This window comes from Actinocrinis sp. (assembly GCF_035653575.1).
Taxonomy (GTDB): domain Bacteria; phylum Actinomycetota; class Actinomycetes; order Streptomycetales; family Catenulisporaceae; genus Actinocrinis.
This window is the reverse complement of the sequence record NZ_DASRBQ010000137.1, coordinates 12,778-31,797: the sequence shown is the minus strand read 5'-3', so window position 1 is coordinate 31,797 and position 19,020 is coordinate 12,778. Positions and strand designations below refer to the sequence as shown.

Sequence of the window (19,020 nt, the reverse complement as noted above, 5' to 3'; positions counted from 1 at the left end):
CGTGTTCGGACCGTGATTTTGCAGGTCCGCCCGCGTATCAGCCGAGCGCCTGCGCGAGGTCCGCGAGCAGGTCGGCGCGGTCCTCGATGCCCACGGACAGCCGGACCAGGTCGGCCGGCACCTCCAGCGGCGAGCCCGCGGCCGACATGTGCGTCATCCGGCCGGGATGCTCGATCAGCGACTCGACGCCGCCCAGCGATTCGCCGAGGGTGAACAGCCGGGTGCGGCCGCACATCTCGACCGCCGCCTCCTCGCCGTCGGCGTGCCGGAAGGAGACCATGCCGCCAAAGGCCCGCATCTGCTTCACCGCGATCTCATGGCCCTGATGCCCGGGCAGGCCCGGGTAGCGCACCTCGCTCACCTTCGGGTGCGCCGCCAGCATCTCGGCGACCGCTGCAGCGTTCTGACAATGCCGGTCCATCCGTACTGCCAAGGTCTTGATTCCCCGCAGCGTGAGCCAGGCGTCAAACGGCCCCGCGACCGCTCCCAGCGAGTTCTGGTGGAACGCCAACCGCTCCCCCAGCCCGGCGTCAGCCACCACGAGCGCGCCGCCGACCACGTCCGAGTGCCCGCCGATGTACTTCGTCGTGGAGTGCACGACCACATCCGCGCCGAGCGCGAGCGGCTGCTGTAGATAAGGAGTGGCGAACGTGTTGTCCACGACGAGCAACGCCCCGGCCTCCCGCGCGATGCCCGCGAGCGCGGCGATGTCCGAAACTCCGAGCAGCGGGTTCGACGGGGTCTCAATCCACACCGCCCGCGTGCGCCCACGCCGCACGGCCGCCCGCACCGCGTCGAGGTCGCCGAGGTCGACCGCGGTCCACTGCACGCCCCACCGCTCGTAGACCTTCGAAAACAGCCGGTAGGTGCCGCCGTAGGCGTCGTTCGGGATCACGACGTGGTCCCCCGGCGCCACGACCGTCCGCAGCAGGCAGTCCTCCGCCGCCAACCCGGACGCGAACGCCAGTCCGCGCGTGCCGCCCTCGATCGCGGCCAGGCACTCCTCCAGCGCGGTCCGGGTCGGGTTCGCCGAGCGGGAGTATTCGTAGCCGCCGCGCAGGCCGCCGACGCCGTCCTGCTTGTAGGTGGAGACCTGGTAGATCGGCGGAACGACCGCACCGGTCAGCGGGTCCGGCTCCTGTCCCGCGTGGATGGCCAGCGACGAGAAGCCCAGCCGCTCGTCGGACCCGGCGTGCTCGCCGTAGCTGTCGTGCCCGCTGCGCTCGCCGTGATCCCGGCGGGCCAGGTTTTCCCGGCCGGCCGGTTGATCCGCGTCATGTTTCGACTCAGTCATGCCGCCAGGCTATTGGACCGTCCGCGCGATCGCGCACCGCCACTCAGGCCACCATCCGGGTGGAACCGCCCCGGGCCGAACGCCGGGCCCGCCGCCGCGTGACCACCCGCTCGTGCCCCAGGCAGGTCGCCACCAGTATCCCGGCGCCGACCAACGCGATCGCGACGAGCGTCAGCACGAGCGCGGCCCACTCACCCGGCAACGCCTGCTCCAGCGTCCCGCGCGCCCGCGGCCCCGCCGCCGCGAGCCGTACCACCCCGTCCCCGGCACTCCAGATCATCACAGCTCCTCGCCTCTCCAAGCTGGAAGATCCCCCGGTACCCCATCCTCGCCCGAGCACCCGCCCCTCGCACTCGGAAGCGCCATCGGGCGGAATCCAGGCGGCGTCCCGGACGTTAACCAGACAGTCAATAAAGGAGGCCCCCGGCCGTGTTCCGCTTCACCAACCCGTTCAAGGACCGCCTTCCCGGCCCCGGCGAGGCGCTCCCCGGCAGGTCGTCCCGCCCGTTCCACCTGGCCGGCAAGCACACGGTCCTCGGCACCCCGATCGAGGAGCTGCCCGAAGGCTACGAGCAGGCGGTCTTCGGCCTCGGCTGCTTCTGGGGCGCCGAGCGCAAGTTCTGGTGGCACGACGACGTGTACTCGACCGCGGTCGGCTACGCGGGCGGCAGCACCCCGAACCCCACGTACGAAGAGGTCTGCTCCGGCGCCACCGGCCACGCCGAGGTCGTCCGCGTCGTCTACGACCCGAAAGTGGTCTCGTACGAGTCGCTGCTCAAGCTGTTCTGGGAGTCCCACGACCCGACGCAGGGCAACCGCCAGGGCAACGACGTCGGTACCCAGTACCGCTCGCTGATCCAGTACTTCACCGAGGACCAGCGCACGGCCGCCGAGGCCAGCCGCGCCGCCTACCAGCAGGTCCTCACCGCCGCCGGCCACGGCCGCATCACGACCGCCATCGAGCCCGCCACCGAGTTCTACTACGCCGAGGACTACCACCAGCAGTACCTCTCGGACGCCAAGAACCCGGACGGCTACTGCGGCCTCGGCGGTACTGGTGTGGCCTGTCCCGTCGGCCTCATCACCACCGACGGCACAGCGACGACCGCCAGCTGAACATCAATTCCAACCCGCTGTTCCCGCCCCGGTCCCGCCGGGTCGGTTTCCATTTGAGGGCTGCGGTTGGTGACGCGCGTGCTCCCGGCTCGCTGACGCTCGCCAGTCCGCGCGCGCTAGCCGGCATCCGCCGGTACTGAGGCCCACCCGCCCGCCCTCCGCTCCGCGGCGACGCCACCGCCTGGCTCCTCGCGTCGCTGCGGGGCCGGGCGACGCTGACAAACCCACGGCGCCAGCCAACTGCACAACCCACGGCCCCAGCCGAGGCAACAATCGCCCATACGAGCGACCGCATCCGTATCGGACCTCGGCGATCTACGAGGCTCGGGCATCAATCCCACTGCCCATCTTTACGAAGCCGACAGGTCCATTGGCAGCAGCACGAAGTAAGGATGGCCGCTCAACGGTGTCGCCTGTCCCGTCGGCTTGGCCAAGGCTGAGTAACCGCCACGGATCCTCGCCATCCACGCTGCGGGTTGCTCTCGGCCGCTGAGCAACCCGCAGCGCGCTACGTCCCGCTACGTTGACGAACCCGGCGAGTCGAGTCCCTGCTCGATGGCGTAGCGAGTCAGTTCGACCCGGTTATGCAGCTGCAGCTTGCCGAGGATGTTCTGCACGTGGTTTTGCACGGTCCGGTGCGATACGACGAGCCGTTCGGCGATCTGCCGGTATGACAGGCCTTTGGCGACGAGCCGCAGCACCTCGGTCTCGCGGTCGGTGAGGCGGGGCGTGTCGACGGGCGCGTTGGGGGCGGCGGCCAGGCGACGGTATTCGCCGAGCACGAGGCCCGCTAGGCCGACCGTGAAGACCGGGTCGCCTGCGGCAGTGCGTGCGACCGCTTCGATCAGCTCTGCTGGCTTCGCGGATTTCACCAGGTATCCGAGGGCGCCTGCCTTCAGCGCGTCGAGCACGTCCTGCTGCTCGCCGCTGGCCGAGAGCATCAGCACACGAATCGCCGGGTCAGTGGCGATCAACCTGCGCACGACCTCCACTCCGGACAGATCCGGCAGCTGGAGATCGAGAACGACGACGTCAGGTCGGGCGGCCGGCGCGACGCGGATCGCCTGTATACCCTCGCCGACCACAGCCGTCACGTCATATCCCGCCTCGGCTAGATCTCGGGCGACCGCGTTCCCCCAGATGGGATGGTCGTCGACCACCATCACGCGCACCGGCGTCGTCGGCCCGCCGTCCTCGTCCGAGACCATTGCTTTCACCTTCTCGCCTGACGTGCGCGGGGTATCCAGAACTCCACCTCGGTGCCTTCGCCCAGTTGGCTTTCGATGGTCGTCGTGCCGCCGCAGTCGGCGATCCGTCCGCGCATCGACTGTGCGATCCCTAACCGTCCAGCCGCGGCCGCCTCGCCCGGGCGCTCGGGCGGGAATCCGACGCCGTCGTCGCGGATCGTGACCCGGACTCCGTCCTGTTCGTCCTCGAGCAGGATCCAGGCGCGAGCGTCGGCGCCGGCGTGCTTGCGTACGTTGTCCAGGGCGGCACGCACCGCCGCGACCACCTCCGCAGCGATGACAGACGGCAGTTCCACGGCCTGCGCCGGAGTGGCGACCTCGACGTCGGGGGCGGCCAACGCCTGCACCAGCCCACGCAAGTCCTCGGCCGCGCCGGAGTCCGTGCTCGCTGCCCCGGCCAGCAGGCCGCGCAGCGCCACCTCCTGTTCGCCGGCGAGCGCGGCCAACTCGCTGCCCTCGGCGCCGAGTTCGGAGCCTTGCCGCTGCACGAGGGCCAGCACCTGCAGCACGCCGTCGTGGATCGAGCGGCCCAGCCGGTCTCGCTCGGCGGCGGCCGCCTCCCGCCTGATCTGCTCGGCGTGTTTGCGCTCCGCGCGGCGGGCGGCCAGCAGTTGCGCGAAGCCTAGGCCGCCTATGGACGCACCGGCCACCAGCATCAGGACGCCTGACGTGGTCAGGTGCACAGCCGGGCTGAGGATGGAGGGCTCCGGTTCGCCGTCTTTCAGGTAGGTGACCTGGATGGTCTGAAGTCCGCCGATGGCGAGCGTGCCGGCCAGTGGGCCGACCACGGCCGGCAGCGCTCCACGGCTGGCCAAAGCTGGGGCCGCGGCACCGATGACCGCACCGGAGGCGGAGGCGCTAAGGACGAGAATCAGCACCGAAGGAATCACAATGCGCTGGTCTGCCAGCTTTTCCGGGTTTCCGGTGGTCGCGCCGTACGCGATGAACAGCGCCATCGCGGCGAGTATCGCGAGCGTGGCGGCGAGCGGAACGCGCAGCCTGCTGCCCGCGACGGTCGCCCCGAGCGCGGCCCCCGCGAGCGTCGCCAGCCAGCGCAGCGGATCGTTGTAACTGAGCGCGGTGATCGTGAGGATGGCCGGCGCGATCACGGCCATCTGCGCCACTGCGGCGGTTATCGCCCCGGCAAGCGGCCAGAGCCCCGCGAGCATCGCAAGCAGCGTCACGGTCACGAGCGTGATCGCGCCGATGACCGCGGTCTGCGCAAAGCCGTGCCGAGCGACCGCGGACCACGTGACCCCGAGCAAGTTCGCCAGGCTTTGAGTGGTCAGAAACGACAGCGGGATCGACACGGACGCCGCCAACGTTCCGGCCACGACCAACCGGACGCGCCGCCACGATCGGCTGTCAGCAGGCGAGGCCGCGGCCGAGTCACCTCGCCGGTGAAACCACACCGCGGGAACGAGCCCGGCGAGACTGACCCCGACAAGCACGCTGTGCCAAGCAGCCGGCTCATGCCCCGATAGCAGCCAGCCGACCCCGTCCGTCATCGCGGCGCCGACCAAGCGGGAGCCCAGAGTCAGCGCCGCGACGCAAGCACCCCAGCCCACCGCGGTGCGGGTAAGTCCCTGGGCACAAGCCAGCAGCGCGATGATCGCCAGGGCGTACCCGGCGGGCGGCAGCAGCGCGAGGACCCACGGGTAGGCGCCAGTGAAATCCCACTCCATCACGACGCCCGGCACGACCATCAGCGCCGCCGCCGCGAGGAGGTACGGCCACCAGCGCAGAAGAGTCAGCCCGAGCGCTGTCGCCACCACTGGAACCAGCAGGAACAGCCAGTCGCGCAGGTTCGAAGGGCCGCCGTTGCCGTTGTCGATGGGCGTGTCGAGGAAGGGCGGCAGCCCCGCGACGGCCGGAGGCGATGTGGCCACGACGAGGAGCAGGCATCCAGCTACGCCAGCCAGCGCGGTCGGCAACCACCGCGACGCCGGCGCGGCGACAACGGCGGGCGACGGCTGGGCGGTCGGTGCGTCCATGCCCGAGATCATGGCTGATCCTCGGGAACTGCGCACAGGCTGGCCGCGATCAACGGGATCGGCGCGACCGACGCCACTGATGCGACCGACGCCACCGATGCGCTCGGATGCGGAAGGCGGGGCGGTCGGCCGTCCGGCCGGTACTCGAAGTGCCACCACTCGTTGTCATAGACCTGATACAACTGGTGACGGGAGCCATAACGATCCAACCAACGAGCGCCCTCGATCGGCCGCACATCCAGAGCGGTGCCCATGACATGGCGCGACTCGTGCGGCGGCAGGGTCCACTGCAATGCGAGCGAGAGCGAACCGGTACGGCGCACCGTCTCGGCGAACAACTGCGCCTGGGCGTGCGCGTCGCGGTACCCGTCGGTCAGCCCGATCAGCACGCCGTAGCGCCACAAGGCCTCCGTGCGCGCGGCCTCGAACGCGGCCCGGGTGGCGGGGGTCAAGCCGTCCAGATTCTCGGCCGGGAATCGCGCCGCGAGCGCCCACTGGCAGGCCACGTGCCGCGCACGGCGCGGTGCCGCGACGAAGGCCGCCGGCAGCAACGCGACCGCGAGCAGGCGCGTGATCAGCCGATAAAGCCGGTCGCGGCGGCGTGTCGGCCGACTCGAGCACGGCGATATAAGAGCCATGCGAACAAGCTCGCATGATGATCACGGCTCAGGCCTGAGTGCCCGTACTCATCTTCGAAGGTCACAATCTCCCAGACCCCGATAGCTGGCGGCCCAACCGCTCGACGGATCACTCGCTGGATAGCAGCCAGCCGATGCGCAGTTCCTCCGCGCCGGCGCGGAACGTCTCCATGAGCACGGCGCGCTCGGGGTCGTCCTCGGGGAGGTTGTAGGCGAGGGCGGCCTGCGCGGCCAGGGTCTGGGGCCGGGCGCCGAACGAGGCGCGCAGGTGGAGCGAGCGGCGCAGCATGGGGATCCGTTCAGCGGGCTCCTTGTGCTGCGACAAGTGCCGGATGACGTAGGACTCGAGATAGCCGTCGCCGGTCTTCACCGCGATCTCGAGCGCTGCTTCGTAAAGCGGCAGTGCACGAGCCTCGTCCTTGTCGATGAGGTCCAGCAGCACGCCCCAGTGGAAATTGGCCCAGCCCCGCAGTTTCTCGTCACCGCTCTCAACCGCCGCGCGATAGCCGGCCTCTGCCACGGCGCGGTCGTCGGCTCGGAGGTCGCGGCGGAACAGCAGGCGGCTGTAGGCCAGGCGCGCGGCGAGCAGTTGCGCGGTTGGCGACGAGCGATCGAGCGCCGCTACGGCTTCCTCGGCCTCCTCAAGGCGGTCCATCTGGAAGAACCACCGGTCGACCAGGATCTCGGCGCGCAGTTCGGGATCGGCGTCCGGCTTCAAGACCGCGAGGGCGGCATCCCACTCTCCGAGAAGGTGCAGGCAGCGGGCCACGTAGGCGTCGTCAGGTATCATGGCGCCTACAGTAGAAAGCGGGAATGTAGGCGGTCAAGTGCAATACGGTGACTACATCGGGAACGTGACGCGGCTGGCCGTCGAGCTGGCCAACACCGGCACCCTCGACCAGCGCGGTGAGCTGGTCGCCGCGTTCTTCCTGGAACACGAGATCACGCCGCCGCCGGACGGCGATTTCGGCGAGTTGCCGGACCTGGTGCGCACGGCCCTGGCGCAATTGGTCGACGGCGCCGAGCCCGATGCCGTGCACCGCTTGTTGCGGGACTACCCGCCGGAAATGCACCTGTCCGACCACGACGGTCTCGGCGGGTATCACATTCACTTCAGCCGCAACGGCACCGCGGCCAAGCGCTGGCTCGGCCAGCTGATCGCCGCCAAGCTCGCCCTGGTCGCGGCCGGGGATCCCGCGGTGACGCTGGGGCGGTGCGCGGCGGCCGGGTGCGGTAACTACTTCGTGGACCAGTCCCGGAACCGCACGCGCCGCTTCTGCTCCAACGCGTGCGCGAGCCGGACCACGGTCGCGGCCTACCGGGCCCGGGCGGCTAAGGACTCCTGAAGAGCCGGTCCTTCCGGGACGCAATGCGTCGGGGCCGCCGGAACGACTCCGGCGGCCCCGACGACTCTCGTAACCTCAGACTACAGCGGCAGGATGTTGGCGGCCTGCGGGCCCTTCTGGCCCTGGGTCACCTCGAAGCTGACGGCCTGTCCCTCTTTCAGTTCGCGGTAGCCCTGGGTGGCGATCGCAGAGTAGTGGGCGAACACGTCGGGGCCGCCCCCGTCCTGCTCGATGAACCCGAAGCCCTTCTCCGCGTTGAACCACTTCACAGTGCCAGTTGCCATACTCGTGAACTCTCCTTCATGGAGCGCACGCCCCGGACCTGAAACCATGCAAGCCCGCGCTGCGTTTCCCACTCCATACCTGGACAACCCTAGCCGAACGGTGCGCTGGGCGCTGCCTACGCGGCAAATCGGGTTATCCGGCCGCTCGAAACAGGCTCTGACCAGCGGCGGACCGTGAAAGCTGCAAGGCCGCACGAGGTACCGGTCGGTGTCGCCGGAGCACACAGCCACGTCGGCGGCCGCGAGGTGCGCCCGGCGATTCAGCTGGCCGGCCTAGCCGTGTTCACCCGGCCGCCGAAAGCCGCGAGCACGTGTTCGAGGACGGGTAGCGCGTGCGCGATCTGCCTGCCGCGGATGATCACGTCCCAGGCCGGCTCGAGTTTCTTCCATCCGCCCGCGTACGCGATGTGGCGCAGCCGGTCGCGACCCCGCTCGTGGACCATGGCGCCGCGCCGGATCGAGTTCCAGCGGTAGAACTCGCGGTACGCGCGCCAATATCCATCCTCGAGTTGCGTGGGGCTCATGTGCCACGGCTTGTAGACCACGTGGCGTGTGTCGTACAGGTCCCAATCCCGGTGCAGCAGGCGGTTCTCCGACTCAATCTGGCGGAACAGCCCGGTGCCTGGGTAGGGCGTCATGATGTGGAAGGTCGCGGTCTCGATGCCTTGCTCGATCGCCCACTGCACCGTGCGGTCGAACACCGTCTCGTCGTCGCCGTCCATCCCGAACACGAAACTCGCGTTCACCATCACGCCGTTCGCGTGCAGCCGGCGCACCGCCGCTCCGTAGTCGCGACCGAGGTTTTGGGTCTTGCGGCGTTCGGCCAGGCTCCGGCCGTTGACCGACTCGAAGCCGACGAACAGCGACCGCAGGCCCGACTCGGCCGCCTTCTCCAGCAGTCCGGGACTGAGCACCGAGTCCACGGTCGCCGCCGCCTGCCAGAGGCGCCCCATGCCCTTCATCCCGTCGAACAGGGCCTCGGCGAATCGGCGGTTGCCGAAGATGTGGTCGTCAAGGAAGTACAAATGCCGACCCGGCAGACGCTCGATCTCGGCGAGGGCGTCGTCCACGGCTTGCGTGTAGAACGACTTTCCACCTGCGAAGAACGCGTCTTTGTAGCAAAAGTCGCAATGGTGCGGGCAGCCGCGCGAGACGACGATCGAGTTCGGCACGAGATAAAGGTGACGTTTGATGAGATCCCTGCGAACCGGCGGCAGACCGGCGAGCGTGCGCGTCTTGGCGTCGTAACGGGCCTTGGGATGCTTCTCACGCAGGTCCTCCAGGAAGGTGGGCCAGGCGTGCTCGCCCGGACCGGTGAACACGGTGTCGGCGTGTGCTGCAGCTTCTTCCGGCAACGAGGTGACGTGCAGTCCGCCCATCGCGACGTGCGCGCCACGAGCCCGGAACGCGTCCGCGATCTCGTATGACCGGCGCGCCGAAGTGATATAGGGCTGCAGGACGAGTAAGTCAGGGGTCTCTATCGTGCTCAGGTCGATCCGCTCGACGTGCTCGTCGATAAGGGTCACCTCGTCATCGGGGGCGAGGTAGCCCGCCAGCGTGGCCAACCCGAGTGGCGGAAACAGCGAGTACTTCACCGGCCGGAACAGCGGGCTCGTCGCCTCGGTCAGGGCCGGAAGAATCATGGTGACGCGCATATTCGGACGCTACGGCGGCCGTGTCCCGGACGGTATATCAGTGCTGGATTCTGCACAGGACCTGCACCGATCCGGCACATTTCCTCCACGCCGCCATCACAGAACCCTCACAATCGGCTCGTCGGCGGGTCGGCGGGAGGGTGAGTCGGCGGGAGGGTGAGTCGGCGGGAGGGTGGGTCGGTGAGTCGGCAGGTTAGCCCCGAGCGGAGAGCAACCCGTTGCTCCCGGATGCGGCCGGGAGCAACAGGTTGAGAGCGTGGTCCCGCTGGCTTCGGTTCGTCTCGATTAGCGCGGGGCGTAGTCGGAGATCACCGGCAGGGCGGTGTCGCTGTAGTCGAACATCGCCTGGTTCTCCCAGCCGTCGCCCGAGTTCGGGTCGGTGGGATCCCAGCCGTTGCCCTTGACCACGGTCCAGGTCGGCTCCCAGTAGAACGCGCCGAGGCCGAGTCCGCCGGGCACCGCCTGCACGATGCTGAGCGTGTCGCGGAACATCGCCGCCTGGCCGGCCGGAGTCGCCGGGTAGCCGGTCTCCAGCTCGCTCGCGGTGCTGAAGCTCAACGTCGCGGTCGGGTCCCCGCTCTCCAGGGTCCACGGGTACGCCGTCTCGGCCAGCACGATGGGCTTGCCGTAGCGCGCGGCGGTCTGGTCGAGGGTCGACTGCAGCTCGTCGAGGTAGCCGTGCCAGTAGGAGTAGTACGACAGGGCGATCACGTCGAAGGGCACGCCTTGGGCCTGCGCGTTGTCGTAGAACCACTGCACGCCGCCCCAGTCGGCCGCGTTGGCGATGTGCAGTGCGATCTTCGTGCGCGGGTCAGCCGACTTGACTCCGGCGATCGCCGACTTGAGCAGGGCGCCGAACGTGGGCCAGGCGGTGCTCGAGCCGTAGTCCAGGCCGGTCGGCCACAGGAAGCCGCCGTTCACCTCGTTGCCGGTCTGCACCATGTCCGGCGGCGTGCCCTGGCGAACCAGGTCGCTGACAACCTTGGCCGAGTAGCTGTAGATCTGCGCCTCAAGCTGGCTGAGCGATTCGTTCGCCCACGCGGCCGGGGTGCTCTGGTGGCCCGGGTCGGCCCAGGTGTCGGAGTAGTGGAAGTCGAGGAACAGCTTCATGTGATGCGACCTCGCCTCGCGGGCGCCGGCCAGGAGCTGCTGTTCGTCGTTGAAGCCGTCCGCCGGGTTGACCCATACACGCAACCGCACGTAGTTCATTCCGGCATCGCCGAGGATGCGCAGCGCGTCCTGCTGCCGCCCCGACGCGGTGTAGTAGACGCCGCCGAGTTGCTCACCGCGCACCAGGCTCGACACATCGCCGCCGCGGATCGGCAGCGAGGCGTGGCCCGGAGTGAGGGTGACCAGGCCGTAGTTGGTCCAGTCACCGGCCGCGCTGTCGGACACCAGGCGGATGACGGCCTCGTGCCCGGTGACCCGCGCGGAGGTGACGATGTAGAGCCAGCTGCCGTCGGAGATCACCGGCACGGCGGTCCGCTCGCTGTTCGGCCCTGACTGCAGTTCGATGTAGTTCGCCGTGTCACCGCCGCCCGATTTCACCCAGACGCCGAGCGTGTAGTCACCGTTGCGCAGGCCGGTGACGCGCTGCCAGGTGGTGACTTGGTAGGCCGATGACGACCAGTGCGTGAGCTGATACGGGTCGCCGTTGTAGCCGTAATCCGTCGCCTCGACGAACGACGCGCCGGCCGTACCGGTGGCCGTCCAGCCGGTGGGCGTGACGGTCGCGCTTCCATCGAGGTTGAAGGCCGGGTTGACCACCGCGCCACTGCCCTGCTCTGGGCCATCGGCCGCGGCCTGTGCATGCGCCGCGACCGGAAACGCGCCGAGCGCCAGGGCGACGGCGCCCACACCGAGCCGCCGCGTCCATGATCGTAACTTCATCACACCACTCCCCTTGCGGGTCAGCCGACTCCCGTCGTTGGGATCGTTCACAACCCCGGACGCAAGTGATACCACCGGCGTGCGCCATAGTCGAGATGCAGCTGGGGATCTTGCGCATCACGATTCCGTGAACGCTCCCAATATTGCCCGCACCCGAGCGACCCACGAGGCCGGGTGCTCCGGCGCAGTACCAGCCAGCCGCGGCGGGCTCGCGCCGAGACGATCTCCGAGCTCCTGCTAGCCTCCGGCCATCGCGCAGCTGCGCGATCTGCGAATCGGAGGGGGCTCGATGTCATTCGCGTTCGTCGGCGGGAAGCCGGTCGCCGTGCATTTGAAGGCGACCGGCACGTTCTTCTGTCTCTACTGCAACGCCGAGCAGCAGTACCAGCACCGCATCTGGGAGAGCGCGGCGCACGTATTCTTCGTGCCGCTCGGATTCACGACAGGCGAGTTTGTCCTGTGTCTGAACTGCGAGTCGGCGTTCGCCCCCGAGTGCCTCGACGAGGCATCCACTGCCGCCTGCGATGAGCTGATCATGGAAGTGCCCATGCGGGCGGCACGTGCGGACCTACGGTTCAGGCCGCGGACGGCGCCGCCGGCGCCTGCCTATGACGAGCCGGAAGAGGCACCTGCTTACGCGCCGCGTCCGCGTCCAGCAGCGGTGCCCGCCGAGACGCCTGTCCGCGCTCCGGCGCGACGTTCTGCGCGGCGGCACTGAGTCGGCGGAAGCCTGGGGCGTCGCAGCGCGGATGCGGAGTGCGCGCGCTCTGTTCATGACCGTCCGAGAGCAGGCACCGCGGTCGACCGTCAGCGATCGACGGTCAGCGGTCGAAACGCCAGCGGGTCGCGCCGTACGGCTCGGCGGTCGCGACGCCGACCGCGCTACGGAACTTGAACGCGAACACGTGCCACGGCGGCGGCCCGGCGCTTGGGGCGCAGAACGGCGCGGTCAAAGCGTCCCCTTCGACCTCGGCGGGCCAGCCGCCCGCGCGGAATCCGGCCGCGACCTTGTCCAGTACGCCGGCGTCGGACACGCGGGCCGCCGATCCGTCGAGTACCAGGTCGATGCCCGGCAACCGCACCGAGATCGTGCATCGCGGGTTAGCTGCCAGGTCGCGGGACTTGCGGGTCGCCAAGTTGCTGGTGAAGTACAGGTCGCCGTCCATCCACTGCGCGCCGACGCCGGCCGCGTGGGGTGTGCCGTCCGGCCGGCAGGTGCCGAGGAAGTACGTGAACTCAGGCGTTGCGCCCAGGGCCATCGCGGCCTTCGCGCGGTTCCACTCCAGCGCGGCGGAGCCGCAGCGGTCGAGGTTCGTGGTCTCCGACGGATCCAGATCGGTCATGTTTCATCATTAGACGCCCGCACGCCGATTCAGAACAGGGTCGGCGGCGCGGCGGGAATCGCCTCCGGCAGCGGCTCGACCTCGGGCAGACGCGCTCTGACGTCGGCATGGAAGCGGCGCGCCAGGGTGAGCGCGGCGTCGTTGTCCGGCGTGTGGATGAAGACTGTCGGAGAGCGGCCCTCGCGCAGCCAGTCGACGACCGTGTCGAGCCACGGCTGCCAGCCGGCGACCGTCAGTTCCTCGTCGTCGCGGCCGATATAGCGCACGATCGGCTGGTCGGTGAGTGCGCGCTGCCGCCGCGGGAGGCGCGGCTTCTTCATCCATGCCTCCCGCTCCATGTCAGTGCTCGGCGGGGTCTCGTACAGAACCGTCGTATCGAACGTCACCCACTCGGCGCCGACCTCGCCGAGGACCTGTTCGAGGCGCTGCTCCCAGCGCGGATCCTCGAAGAACGCACGATGCCTGACCTCGACCGCGTAGCGATATCTGCCCGGCAGCCTGCGCAGGAAGCCGGCGAGCGCGTCGAGGTCGCCGGGGGTGAATGACGGAGGCAGTTGCACCCATAGCGCATGGGTGCGCGGGCCGAGCGGTTCGATCGCGGTGAGGAAAGCACGCAGCGGTTCGGCGACGTCGGCGAGGCGGCGCTCGTGCGTGATCGGGCGCGGCAGCTTGAGCAGGAACCGGAAGTCTGGAGCGGTCTGCTCGGCCCACGATCTGACCGTCTCGACCGACGGCGTCGCGTAGAACGTCGTGTTGCCCTCGACCGCGTTGCACCACCTCGCGTATGCGCGTAGCCGGTCGCGGGGCGGCAGCGGTTGCGGCAGCTCGCGGCCTTGCCAGGCTACGTGCGTCCACATCGCGCAGCCGACGTGGAGTTTCATGTTTCGAGCCTACCTACTGCGCGATCGCAGGGTGCGAAGAGGACCAGGCTCAGCGGGTTTGACCGGCGTCAGACGGCGGTGGGTTCGGCGACCCACTTCATCGGGTCGCCCCAGCCGAGATCGTCGAGGCCGGCTTTCTTCAGCGCGAGGACGACCAGAGTCCGGTTGTGCGCGGCGAACGTGAGCACGTGCGCGATCATGCCACCGTACGTGAACACCTCGGCCGGATCGCGCAGGGCGTCGACGAAGGTCTCGTCGAGCCTTCCGCCGTTGATCACGTCGCGTACCTCGGAGAGGAAGGCGGGAGCGACGCGGCCGAGGCGGGCACGCATCGCGTCGATCGATTCGTGCTGCTCCAGCGACCAGTCGTAGGGCTGGTTCGCGCCTTCGCGGTTCCGTCCATCGAGCCGATCAGTCGGGACAGCAGCGAGCGCAGGGTCTGCTCGTCGTCGTCCACGGAGACCTCGATCCGCTCATCGAGGACGGCTTCGGGCAGCTGCGCGGCCTTGTCGATCATCTGGCCGATCAGCCAGACGTGGTGTTCGACCATCCTGGTGAGCAGGTCCATCGCGGTCACCTTCGTTCGTGCGGGCAGCCGGAGACTGCCGGGCGGATGGAAGTGCACTCCGTTCGGGGTCGGCAGCTGGAAGCGGCGCGGTGCGCAGCGCCAGGCCGACGGGGACACGCCGTACGCGCGCTGAAAGGCCCGCGTGAACGCCTCGTGCGAGGAGTAGCCAGCCTCGATCGCGACTTCCAGGACGCTCAGCCGGCTGATCATCAGCCGATACGCCGCGCGTTTGAGCAGGACTCGGCGCCGGAAGCGCGCGGGGGTCTCGCCGCACACCGCGCCCACGATCCGATCGAAGTGGAAGCGAGAGGGATGCACGCGTGCGGCCAGGTCTTCACCGCGCGCGTCGTGGTCGTCGAGGTGCGCGGTCAGCGTGTCCACGAAGCGCACGAAGGCGCTCTGTCCGGGGTCCGCTGCGGAGTGCATGTCCTCACTGTGCGCCGCGGCTGGGCCGACGCGCTTGATTGATTTTGCGGTGTTGCGGTCGCCTGTCGCCTGCTACGGCCGCCGACCGCCTAGGGCCGTCCGAACGTCAACGCGTGCAGGTAGTTGCGGAAACGCACGGGCCGGTACGCCTCCAATGCGCGGCGTTCCTGGCGTAGCCGATGCTGCGCCGCCGAGACTCCCTCGCGGTGCAGCGCGCAGTCCCGGTCGATCGCCGCGATCGCTGTGGTGTGCGACGATCGCGTGCTCTGCTCGTCGGCGGCCAGCGAATCCCGCTGCGCCTGGGTCTGCCCGTGCGCGGTCTTGTGCTGGACGTCGGCGGCCGACCTGATCGCGGTTTCGCGCGCCGTGATCCCGGCCTGTCTGAGGGCCGCCTCGGTGTCTACTTGTGCGCGGATCGCGGCCGTCAGTTGCGCGGGCATGCGGACGCGTACGCGGTTCACCAGGCCGGTTCGCCAGGCGTCCAGGTGCCGGGCGCGTACCTCGCCTACCATCGGCACCTTGAGCGCGCGTCCGTCGCGGTGCAGCACGCGCACATGCGTGGAGCGGCCGAAGCCCCGATCAATGCGAACGCCGGTGAAGTCCGCAGCGGTGCGGATGCCGGCCGTCTCCAGTTCCGCGACGACGGCGCGGCCGATGCCGTAGATCTGAGCCGCGTCGACGCGGAACCGGGAGAGTTCGTCAGCGAGGTGGCGGGCTTCGACGGACGAGGTGCGCCTTGCCAGCTCAGTACTCTTCCAGGTCTGCATCTCGGTGCGTTCGCGCACCAGCTTCGCCAGCTCTTCGTCCCGCCACCGGTCGATCCTGGCGTACTCGGCGGCCGCGTCCCGGTCTATCCGGCTTCTGCGATCGGCGAGGGCGCGCAGCTCCCGCTGGTAGGTCGCGATGCTTTCCTCGCGCGCGGCGAGTTGCCAGCGCAGCTGGGCTTGGATCTGCTTCTCCTGCGAGCGTGCGGCGCGCACTGCCCTGCGTCGAGCCCGGCGCGCGTCGACTTCGGGCATTCGCAGGAAACTGATCCACCACGGCGCGATGGCCAGCAGACCGGCGACCAGGACGGCACCGCCGATGAACGCCGGTGGTATGACGTACGCGCACGCGGCGGCGACCAGACCGAAGACAAGGAGGCTGACATACCATGCCGCGCGCGCTATTCGCGACGGTCGACTCAACAGGACCGGCGCCGGAGGAGGCAGGTGATCGTCAAGCCACGACGCGCCGCCGCTGAGGGTCGCGCCGTTCGTCGCAGGACTCGGCGCCTTCGACGAGCCGTCCGCCGGCTTGGCCGTCGGCACATCGAGTGGAGCAATGGCGTCGAGCGGCTTGCGGACCATGTCGGCAAGGTCCTGCGCGCGCGTGCGCAACTGCGCGCTCACGGAGCCGAGCGAGGCCAGCGCCGCTGACGACGCCGGATCTTCGAGGTCGTACTTCTGTAGGAGCAGGTACTCTCCGCCCGACTTGTGCAGCCGGTACCAGAGCGTCGGATCGGCGGCGAGCGCGGCCAGCGACAGATGAATCACGCGCGCGGAGAAGCGGTCGAGCCAGGGTCCGTAATCGCTCGCCGTGCGCCGCGGATGCTGATAGTTGGGCTGGCCCAACTCCATCGCGGGCCGATCGCGCAATGCGGGCACGTACATCCCGTCGTAGTCGATCAGCTTCAGCTCTCCGCGCGCGGTGACCAGCAGGTTGCCGTGCTGAAGGTCGCCGTGGGCGAGCCCGGCCGCCTCCAGGCCCGCGACCAGCTGCGCGAAGCCTTCAGCCAGCCGGCCGAGCGCGGCGCGATCGCCGGTGCGCAGCCGGTCCTCGATCCACGAGATCAGCTGCTTGGCCTCGACCCACTCCATGACGAGCACCGGATACGTCTTGCCCTGCACCAGCACGCCGGTCTCGACATAACGGAACTCGACCTTCCATCGCGCCGGCACGTCACGCAGCGCCGCCCCGATCTCCCGGAATCGCTCCTGCTGATCCGGAACATCGCGTGTGAAGCACTTGATAGCTAGGCGGCGTCCGCTTGTAGTGTCCGCGGTGAAGACGCTGGCGAAGTTCCCTGAGATGGGTCGCGGCAAACCGAAGCGGTCGGTGCGGATTGTGCACCCGACTAGTTCGGGATCGAGGAAGCAACGCCGCGTGTCCTGCAGTGCGTCCACGTACGCGCCGCTGCTCGGGAAGGTCACTACGGTACTCACGCGCGCCCCGCCATCAGTGCGCTGCGTTCGCGTCGAGCCGGCAGCGCACGATCGTGACGTCGTCGTTGCGCATAACGCACTCTGTGCGCAGCTTGTCGAGCCACGCACGCGCATCGCCGGGGGTTCCCGTGTCGCAGACCTCGTCGATCTCGCGCCACGGCTCCCGGCCATCCTCGGCCTCGGCCAGGAACCACTGCGCCGCCGCGTCGGTCGCCAGGTAGAAGACGTCTCCGGGCAGCCAGGTCCCGTGCCGGGCCACGGTGCGCGCCTCGATCAGTTCGCGATCCGGTGCACGGGTTCCGGCCAGCGGCGGGCTGGTGTCGAAGTCGGCCGAGCGCTCCAGTGGGAACGCTTCGGCGAGCCGCGCGTCGCGGACGTGGAATCCGCACGCGTCGCCGAGTGCCGCCGCGCTCCAGGTTCCGCGGAGGCCGCCGTCCGCTGAGTGTGCGAGCTGCGATTCCGATTCCGGATTCCAGCGGAATGAGACGCCGAGCAGCGTGGCGTAGGCGCCTTGTTCGAGCTTTGACTCCTCGTACCAGGCGATCGGCCGCCCGATCCGCTCGCGCCGCCGCAGGTACCGGTCGACGTGGGCAGGCCACCGCGCCGCCGCCGCGCAGATTCGCTCGGCGAACACGTCCGCGCCCAACTCCCGCCCGGCGAGTCCGCCCACGGCCCGGGTCAGCCGGTCCGCCCACGCGCCCGCCAGCATGCTCTCCGAGGCGCCGTCGGCGATCGCCACCGTGCAGCCCCTGGTCGCGGACGCGCGCGAGCCGGTCCGCTCCGCGGAGACGAACCAGGCATCTTCGTACTCTGCTTTACTCGATCCGATCTTCGGCTCGCTCAACACCGCGTAGCTCAACCCGGCCGGCGTCAGCGGCGCGCGCCTCAGCGCTGCGCGCCTGACTACGGCGTGGCGCGGTACCGCGTGCACGAGCCGTCCGTCCTCAACGCAGGTCGGTCGCACGGGTGCCGATGTCGAGGAACTGGACGACCGAGGTGATGTCGGCGTTGAAGACGAAGCCCCGGCTGCCCTCTGAGACCGCGATGCCCTGCGTCGTCGCGTAATGGAGCATGTGCGGCGGCAGCGGCGAGGACATGCCGAACAGCAGCCGCGCGAAGTCGTCCGGCAGGTTGGCGTCGCTCGCCGGGAACACGATCGGTGCCGCCTGCCCGGCGCTCACGTGCAGGTTGAACACGAGCACCGGCCCGTCGGCCGTCGCCAGCGAACGCAGCCTGGAGGCCACCTCGGAGGGATCCCCGTCGGTGGACTCGCCGTCGGTCAGGTTGAGCACGATCGGCGGGAAGCTGCCGGGCCGCTCGCCGACCCAGCGCTCCACCAGCGCCGCGGCCTGGCCGAGCGCCTGCGTCATCGGTGTGCCGCCGTTGGCCACCGGATCGACCCACACCGGGAACCTGGCCATGGTCTCCACCAGGCCGCCCGCGCCGTCCGGCACCTTCTTCGCGCGCTCCTCCACGCGCAGCGGATTGTCCGCGACCTGGCTGAGCGGCACCAGATCCCGGCCCGCCAGCTCGCCGCCGAACGCGGAGCCGATCCGCGCGCCGTAGCCGAGCACCGCGACGTGGAAGTAGTCGCGCACGCCCTCCTCCTTGGCGCACTTGAGCGACAGCTCGAACAGCAGCCGGTTCAGCGCGTCCGCGACCGCGTCCGCCTTGCGTTTCGGGGTGCCCTCGCCTCCGGCCGCGATCGGGTCTTCCATCGAGGTGGACTGGTCCAGCAGGAACACGAAGCAGGTCGGGTTGGCCCGGCTGATCTCCACGGAATACGCCATCGGGCGCTCCCTCCCTGGTCAGGAGTCTGACTCTTCGATGCTAACCCACCGGCAGCATCCCCGTTCGTCCTCATCGTCATCCCCGCCCCGGACCGGGCCACACGCATGAAAATCCAGCTGGCGGGCACGCGGCGGTATCCGAAACCTGCGATAAAGATCGGAAGGAAGGCCGCATGGGAGCCATCGCCGCAGTCCTGTTCGCCGTGGCGTTCTTCATCAACGGCAGCGGGACCTCGACCAACGCCTGGTTCAGTCCGACCAGCCTGATGCTCGCCGGTTTGACCTGTCTGGCCCTGCACCTGCTCGGCGTCGGCACCGGTTGGTACGCGCGCCGCCGCTGATCG

Annotated in this window: 20 protein-coding genes; 4 read left to right on the top strand and 16 right to left on the bottom strand. The window is 69.3% G+C overall.

What is annotated here, in order from left to right:
- Positions 1 to 37 precede the first annotated feature (37 nt).
- Positions 38 to 1,294 carry a cystathionine gamma-synthase gene (locus tag VFA06_RS19450; protein WP_324842058.1) on the bottom strand — a complete coding sequence of 419 codons (1,257 nt, stop codon included), beginning with the start codon at positions 1,292 to 1,294 and terminating at the stop codon, positions 38 to 40.
- A 43-nt stretch (positions 1,295 to 1,337) separates the two neighbouring features.
- Positions 1,338 to 1,574, bottom strand: a complete 237-nt coding sequence (locus VFA06_RS19445) for a hypothetical protein (protein ID WP_324842057.1) — start codon at positions 1,572 to 1,574, stop codon at positions 1,338 to 1,340.
- A gap of 149 nt (positions 1,575 to 1,723) precedes the next feature.
- On the opposite strand from VFA06_RS19445, the gene msrA reads away from it, so the two are divergent.
- Complete coding sequence (gene msrA / locus VFA06_RS19440) at positions 1,724 to 2,410, top strand: peptide-methionine (S)-S-oxide reductase MsrA (RefSeq protein WP_324842056.1); 687 nt, start codon at positions 1,724 to 1,726, stop codon at positions 2,408 to 2,410.
- A 518-nt stretch (positions 2,411 to 2,928) separates the two neighbouring features.
- Here msrA and VFA06_RS19435 read toward each other — a convergent pair.
- The 4 genes from VFA06_RS19435 to VFA06_RS19420 form a co-directional block, all read right to left on the bottom strand.
- Positions 2,929 to 3,618, bottom strand: coding sequence for a response regulator transcription factor (locus VFA06_RS19435; protein ID WP_324842055.1), 690 nt, complete (start codon positions 3,616 to 3,618; stop codon positions 2,929 to 2,931).
- Positions 3,619 to 3,623: 5 nt separating this feature from the next.
- The gene (locus tag VFA06_RS19430; RefSeq protein WP_324842054.1) at positions 3,624 to 5,651 is read right to left on the bottom strand and encodes a sensor histidine kinase; all 2,028 of its coding nucleotides are present in this window, start codon (positions 5,649 to 5,651) and stop codon (positions 3,624 to 3,626) included.
- An 8-nt stretch (positions 5,652 to 5,659) separates the two neighbouring features.
- The gene (locus VFA06_RS19425; RefSeq protein WP_324842053.1) at positions 5,660 to 6,289 is read right to left on the bottom strand and encodes a D-alanyl-D-alanine carboxypeptidase family protein; all 630 of its coding nucleotides are present in this window, start codon (positions 6,287 to 6,289) and stop codon (positions 5,660 to 5,662) included.
- A 109-nt stretch (positions 6,290 to 6,398) separates the two neighbouring features.
- Entirely contained in the window at positions 6,399 to 7,058 is a 660-nt protein-coding gene (locus tag VFA06_RS19420) for a hypothetical protein (RefSeq protein ID WP_324842052.1), read from the bottom strand.
- 58 nt (positions 7,059 to 7,116) lie between these two features.
- On the opposite strand from VFA06_RS19420, the gene VFA06_RS19415 reads away from it, so the two are divergent.
- Entirely contained in the window at positions 7,117 to 7,635 is a 519-nt protein-coding gene (locus VFA06_RS19415) for a CGNR zinc finger domain-containing protein (RefSeq protein WP_324842051.1), read from the top strand.
- Between the two features lie 80 nt (positions 7,636 to 7,715).
- Here the strand turns inward: VFA06_RS19415 and VFA06_RS19410 are convergent, their stop codons facing one another.
- From VFA06_RS19410 to VFA06_RS19400, 3 genes are all read right to left on the bottom strand, one after another.
- Positions 7,716 to 7,919: a cold-shock protein gene (locus tag VFA06_RS19410; RefSeq protein WP_324842050.1), complete on the bottom strand. Its 204-nt coding sequence runs from the start codon at positions 7,917 to 7,919 to the stop codon at positions 7,716 to 7,718.
- Positions 7,920 to 8,179: 260 nt separating this feature from the next.
- On the bottom strand, positions 8,180 to 9,574 hold the full coding sequence (locus VFA06_RS19405; protein WP_324842049.1) for a B12-binding domain-containing radical SAM protein: 1,395 nt from the start codon (positions 9,572 to 9,574) through the stop codon (positions 8,180 to 8,182).
- Between the two features lie 285 nt (positions 9,575 to 9,859).
- A complete protein-coding gene (locus VFA06_RS19400) occupies positions 9,860 to 11,464 on the bottom strand; it encodes an arabinogalactan endo-1,4-beta-galactosidase (RefSeq protein ID WP_324842048.1) in 1,605 nt (534 codons plus the stop codon).
- 289 nt (positions 11,465 to 11,753) lie between these two features.
- Between VFA06_RS19400 and VFA06_RS19395 the strand changes: the two genes are divergently transcribed.
- Positions 11,754 to 12,182, top strand: coding sequence for a hypothetical protein (locus VFA06_RS19395; RefSeq protein ID WP_324842046.1), 429 nt, complete (start codon positions 11,754 to 11,756; stop codon positions 12,180 to 12,182).
- 103 nt (positions 12,183 to 12,285) lie between these two features.
- Here VFA06_RS19395 and VFA06_RS19390 read toward each other — a convergent pair whose 3' ends face one another.
- The 7 genes from VFA06_RS19390 to VFA06_RS19360 all read right to left on the bottom strand — a co-directional run bounded on the left by VFA06_RS19390 (position 12,286) and on the right by VFA06_RS19360 (position 18,676).
- Entirely contained in the window at positions 12,286 to 12,807 is a 522-nt protein-coding gene (locus VFA06_RS19390; RefSeq protein WP_324842045.1) for a pyridoxamine 5'-phosphate oxidase family protein, read from the bottom strand.
- A 29-nt stretch (positions 12,808 to 12,836) separates the two neighbouring features.
- Positions 12,837 to 13,688: a DUF72 domain-containing protein gene (locus VFA06_RS19385; protein WP_324842044.1), complete on the bottom strand. Its 852-nt coding sequence runs from the start codon at positions 13,686 to 13,688 to the stop codon at positions 12,837 to 12,839.
- Between the two features lie 68 nt (positions 13,689 to 13,756).
- Positions 13,757 to 13,966 carry a hypothetical protein gene (locus VFA06_RS19380; RefSeq protein ID WP_324842043.1) on the bottom strand — a complete coding sequence of 70 codons (210 nt, stop codon included), beginning with the start codon at positions 13,964 to 13,966 and terminating at the stop codon, positions 13,757 to 13,759.
- Complete coding sequence (locus tag VFA06_RS19375; RefSeq protein WP_324842042.1) at positions 13,963 to 14,682, bottom strand: AraC family transcriptional regulator; 720 nt, start codon at positions 14,680 to 14,682, stop codon at positions 13,963 to 13,965. The genes VFA06_RS19380 and VFA06_RS19375 overlap by 4 nt, the downstream gene beginning before the upstream one ends.
- Positions 14,683 to 14,771: 89 nt before the next feature.
- Positions 14,772 to 16,886, bottom strand: coding sequence for a protein kinase domain-containing protein (locus VFA06_RS19370; protein WP_324842041.1), 2,115 nt, complete (start codon positions 16,884 to 16,886; stop codon positions 14,772 to 14,774).
- 13 nt (positions 16,887 to 16,899) lie between these two features.
- Positions 16,900 to 17,745: a hypothetical protein gene (locus VFA06_RS19365; RefSeq protein WP_324842040.1), complete on the bottom strand. Its 846-nt coding sequence runs from the start codon at positions 17,743 to 17,745 to the stop codon at positions 16,900 to 16,902.
- 85 nt (positions 17,746 to 17,830) lie between these two features.
- Positions 17,831 to 18,676: a hypothetical protein gene (locus VFA06_RS19360; protein WP_324842039.1), complete on the bottom strand. Its 846-nt coding sequence runs from the start codon at positions 18,674 to 18,676 to the stop codon at positions 17,831 to 17,833.
- A gap of 173 nt (positions 18,677 to 18,849) precedes the next feature.
- On the opposite strand from VFA06_RS19360, the gene VFA06_RS19355 reads away from it, so the two are divergent.
- Entirely contained in the window at positions 18,850 to 19,017 is a 168-nt protein-coding gene (locus tag VFA06_RS19355; RefSeq protein ID WP_324842038.1) for a hypothetical protein, read from the top strand.
- The last annotated feature ends 3 nt before the right edge of the window (positions 19,018 to 19,020 follow it).

Excerpts from the sequence above, each read along its gene's own strand:
- VFA06_RS19450 (WP_324842058.1), bottom strand. The coding sequence starts at position 1,294 with ATGACTGAGTCGAAACATGACGCGGATCAACCGGCCGGCCGGGAAAAC.
- VFA06_RS19445 (WP_324842057.1), bottom strand. The coding sequence starts at position 1,574 with ATGATCTGGAGTGCCGGGGACGGGGTGGTACGGCTCGCGGCGGCGGGG.
- VFA06_RS19435 (WP_324842055.1), bottom strand. The coding sequence starts at position 3,618 with ATGGTCTCGGACGAGGACGGCGGGCCGACGACGCCGGTGCGCGTGATG.
- VFA06_RS19430 (WP_324842054.1), bottom strand. The coding sequence starts at position 5,651 with ATGGACGCACCGACCGCCCAGCCGTCGCCCGCCGTTGTCGCCGCGCCG.
- VFA06_RS19425 (WP_324842053.1), bottom strand. The coding sequence starts at position 6,289 with ATGGCTCTTATATCGCCGTGCTCGAGTCGGCCGACACGCCGCCGCGAC.
- VFA06_RS19410 (WP_324842050.1), bottom strand. The coding sequence starts at position 7,919 with ATGGCAACTGGCACTGTGAAGTGGTTCAACGCGGAGAAGGGCTTCGGG.
- VFA06_RS19405 (WP_324842049.1), bottom strand. The coding sequence starts at position 9,574 with ATGCGCGTCACCATGATTCTTCCGGCCCTGACCGAGGCGACGAGCCCG.
- VFA06_RS19400 (WP_324842048.1), bottom strand. The coding sequence starts at position 11,464 with ATGAAGTTACGATCATGGACGCGGCGGCTCGGTGTGGGCGCCGTCGCC.
- VFA06_RS19395 (WP_324842046.1), top strand. The coding sequence starts at position 11,754 with ATGTCATTCGCGTTCGTCGGCGGGAAGCCGGTCGCCGTGCATTTGAAG.
- VFA06_RS19390 (WP_324842045.1), bottom strand. The coding sequence starts at position 12,807 with ATGACCGATCTGGATCCGTCGGAGACCACGAACCTCGACCGCTGCGGC.
- VFA06_RS19385 (WP_324842044.1), bottom strand. The coding sequence starts at position 13,688 with ATGAAACTCCACGTCGGCTGCGCGATGTGGACGCACGTAGCCTGGCAA.
- VFA06_RS19375 (WP_324842042.1), bottom strand. The coding sequence starts at position 14,682 with ATGCACTCCGCAGCGGACCCCGGACAGAGCGCCTTCGTGCGCTTCGTG.
- VFA06_RS19360 (WP_324842039.1), bottom strand. The coding sequence starts at position 18,676 with ATGGCGTATTCCGTGGAGATCAGCCGGGCCAACCCGACCTGCTTCGTG.
- VFA06_RS19355 (WP_324842038.1), top strand. The coding sequence starts at position 18,850 with ATGGGAGCCATCGCCGCAGTCCTGTTCGCCGTGGCGTTCTTCATCAAC.